The following is a 3,189-nucleotide window of genomic DNA, read 5'->3' as shown; positions in this document are numbered from 1 at the left end:
GGTCCGCAGCAGCGGGACGCCCGGCGGCGGGGCCATCAGCCCGATCAGGTCGATGATCAGATCGATGCCGTCGGCGAGCTGGTGCAGCGGGGCGGTGCCGTAGGGCACCGGGTCGTAGAAGGTGAGGTCACCGATACCGGCGGCGATCAGCAGGCCGGACAGATCCCCGCCGCGGCCCGGATCCACCAGGACGACCCGGGCCCGGCGCGGGTCGATGGAACGCAGCCGCAGCGCGTTGACGGCCGCGGCGGTGGCGGCGACGGCGAGGCCGTCGTTGACGCTGTCCAACAGCAGATGGGGGACGGTGTCGAGCGCGGCGCGGGCGGCATGCACATGCTGGATGTGGGTGTGGACCAGGATGGTGGCCGCGAAGCCGGGGGCGAGCATGCGCACGGCCGCGGCGAGGTCGTCCGGGCCGTGGGCGGCGATGGGCAGCGGGAAGACGTCGAGACCGGTGGCCCGGTGCAGGTGGACCGCCTGGGACTCCACCGCGGGCAGGGCGGTTTCGGCCCGCAACGGCTCGAAGTCGAGCACGGCGCTGGCGTCGGTCACCAGGGCGACCCTACGTGACCGCCCGGTGTAGCGGTCGGTGTGCAGGGGGTGCTCGGCCAGGTGGGTGATCACGCGGCGGTCCGCGTCGGCGTCCAGCAGCGCGACGTCGTGGCCGGTGGCGGTGACCGCGCAGACCCGCTGGGCGAGCTTGCCGGTGGACGCGGCGAGGAAGACGAGGTCCTCGCTGTGCAGCAGGTCGGTGCCCAGGCGGTGCTGCAGGACGCTGCCCAGCCAGGTCAGGGTGTCCGTGCTGTCGGCGTCCAGGGTGATGTGGTGTATCTCGCCGCTGCCCGCTTCGTCCGCCTGGCAGGTGACGGCCCCCGGCGCGTCGGCGATGATCCCCTGGACCAGGGTCAGCGCCCGGGACGGCACACGGATCTGGATGCTGTACGCCGGATTGGCCCCGGGCAGGCCGGGGGTCAGCATGTTGTGATCATCGTGGTAGGGCGGAGCTCGCCTCGGCCTCGCGTAGCTCTGCCAGCAGTTCCTCACGCCCGGTCAGCATCTCGGTGAGGATCCGCCGCGCGGCCCGCATCAGTTCGGCCACGTCACCGCCGGCCAGCGCGTACACCACCGTCGAGCCGTCCCGGGTCGCGGTCACGATCCCGGATCTGCGCAGCACCGCCAGTTGCTGGGAGAGGTTCGACGGCTCCACCTCGATGGCCGCCAGCAGTTGACGCACCGGAGTCGGCCCGTCCGCCAGCAGCTCGAGCACCCGGATCCGTACCGGATGCCCCAGCATGCGGAAGAACTCTGCTTTCGCCTGGTAGAGCGGAACCTGTACCCCCACCGGACTCCCTTCAAGCCCGTCCACCGCGCCAGCATCCATTGCTGAAATTGAAGAACTTTGCAAGTGTACTGCCGGACGCCTTCACCCGCGCCGGATTCATCGGCCGCGGTGACTATCCGTTCCGGTGCTCGGACATGACGGCACGCAGCCGCTCGGTGTCGGCGTCGTCGAGGGCGAGGTGCCGGCGCGCCGCCTGGATGCTGACCAGTTGGTAGCTGGCCGTGGCCGTGGCCATCGCGTCGCCGTTCAGGCTGAGGATTTCGGCGCTGGCGTGGACGAGCCGGCGAGCGGGCCTGCCCTCGTCCTCGGCGCGGATCCGGGCCACGCAGTCGTAGGTCGTCCCGACGAGCAACGGCAGGATGTAGCGCACCTTCATGGTGGTGGTGAACGCCGTCAGACCGGTCCGCAGCACGATCAGGTTGCCCATGACCTCGTCGCACACCACCCCGGTCAGGCCGCCGTGCACGACCCCCGGGTACGACTCGTGGGCCCGCCCGAAACGGAAGCGGGCCTGTATCCCCTCCGGATGGGTCCGCAGCCGTAGCTGCAGGCCCTGCTCGTTGTGTGGCGAGCAGCCGAAACAGCGGTAGTCCGCCACCGCCGACCAGGGGACCTCGACCGCCTCACCGGGATGCTCGTCGGTCGGAAACTCCCCCGGCGGGCGGGGGATATCGATATCGACGGGTACGTCACCGGCGGTGTCGGCGGTTGGCATCCTGAAATCTCCCGTTCCCGTCACCCTGGTCGCCTTTTCTGGTTGACGCCGGTGAGCAGGTTACCAGGAATCGCGCGGCACTATCGGCCGAACGCGGGCCCGGATGGGCGGTGGGGCGGGCACCGGTGGCGGCCGGCCACGGTTCGCCGGGTTCTTTCACGGAATTGACGGGGAATTCACCCCCGCGTCGTCCGGAAGAGACCAGAGGAGACCGGAAGAGAGCTGCCTGCCGGCACGTCACTGCCCGTGCTCGAAGACGCGAGCATCCTCGTCCGCAAGCCGCGGGGGCGGAGCCGCCCCGCGCAGGCCGTATGGGACGGCTGGTGCCGGATTGTTGTCCGGGTGGCGTCTCGCGGACGCTGCCCGATCACCAGGAGTAGTCTCTACGCGTTCTTGATCCCGTATCTGCTCCCATCGGGCGCGCCGAATTTTCGATCTTCGTCAGCGTCTCCACGGTCGGCCGCGACGGGTCGGCTTCCGCCGCCGGCGAACCCGCTTCTTCGTCGATTGTCGGGTCCTGAATGTGGGCCGCAATACAACATCGATTTCTCTGGTGCGTTTGGTTCCCGCTGGGAGCGAACTGTTGTTGGGTTGGCAGTGCCCGACCTCTCGGCAGCCGGTACAAGTACAGGTAGATCATTAAACGAGAACACCGGAGCGTGGAATAGTCATGGACCGTTGGACCGCCGACGACATTCCCGACCAGAGCGGCCGGACCTTCATCGTGACCGGAGCCAACAGCGGGCTCGGTTACGTGACCACCCGTGAGTTGGCCCGCCGCGGCGCACATGTCATCCTGGCCGTGCGCGACGAGGCCAGGGGCGCCCAGGCGGTGGAGAAACTGCGCGCGGAGCAGCCGGAGGCGCGTCTGGAGGTACGCCGTCTCGACCTTTCGGACCTGGATTCGGTCAGCGCCTTTGCCAAGGGCGTCATCGCGGACGGGACGCGCGTCGACGTACTGGTCAACAACGCGGGGATCATGATGCCGCCGCGGTCACTCACCGCGCAGGGCTTCGAGCTGCAGTTCGGTGTCAACCACCTCGGGCACTTCGCGCTCACCGGGCTGCTCCTGGACACCCTGACGGCCAGCGGGAACGGGCGTGTCGTGACGGTCAGTTCCGCCCTGGTAACT

4 protein-coding genes are annotated in these 3,189 nt (G+C 69.1%); 1 reads left to right on the top strand and 3 read right to left on the bottom strand.

Going from position 1 to position 3,189, the window contains the following annotated elements:
* From CM1CMNOD_RS16385 to CM1CMNOD_RS16375, 3 genes are all read right to left on the bottom strand, one after another.
* On the bottom strand, positions 1 to 978 hold a 978-nt coding region (locus tag CM1CMNOD_RS16385), incomplete at its 3' end, for a malic enzyme-like protein (RefSeq protein ID WP_131774072.1).
* A gap of 7 nt (positions 979 to 985) precedes the next feature.
* On the bottom strand, positions 986 to 1,342 hold the full coding sequence (locus tag CM1CMNOD_RS16380) for an ArsR/SmtB family transcription factor (RefSeq protein ID WP_043603924.1): 357 nt from the start codon (positions 1,340 to 1,342) through the stop codon (positions 986 to 988).
* Positions 1,343 to 1,454: 112 nt separating this feature from the next.
* A complete protein-coding gene (locus tag CM1CMNOD_RS16375; RefSeq protein ID WP_013874700.1) occupies positions 1,455 to 2,057 on the bottom strand; it encodes a PaaI family thioesterase in 603 nt (200 codons plus the stop codon).
* A 670-nt stretch (positions 2,058 to 2,727) separates the two neighbouring features.
* On the opposite strand from CM1CMNOD_RS16375, the gene CM1CMNOD_RS16370 reads away from it, so the two are divergent.
* The coding region (locus CM1CMNOD_RS16370; protein ID WP_131774071.1) for an SDR family NAD(P)-dependent oxidoreductase at positions 2,728 to 3,189 on the top strand (462 nt) is incomplete at its 3' end.

Origin of the sequence: Protofrankia symbiont of Coriaria myrtifolia (assembly GCF_900634755.1) — a bacterium.
Taxonomy (GTDB): Bacteria; Actinomycetota; Actinomycetes; order Frankiales; family Frankiaceae; genus Protofrankia; species Protofrankia coriariae.
The sequence above is the reverse complement of the archived record's forward strand: the minus strand, read 5'-3'. Positions and strand labels throughout refer to the sequence as shown.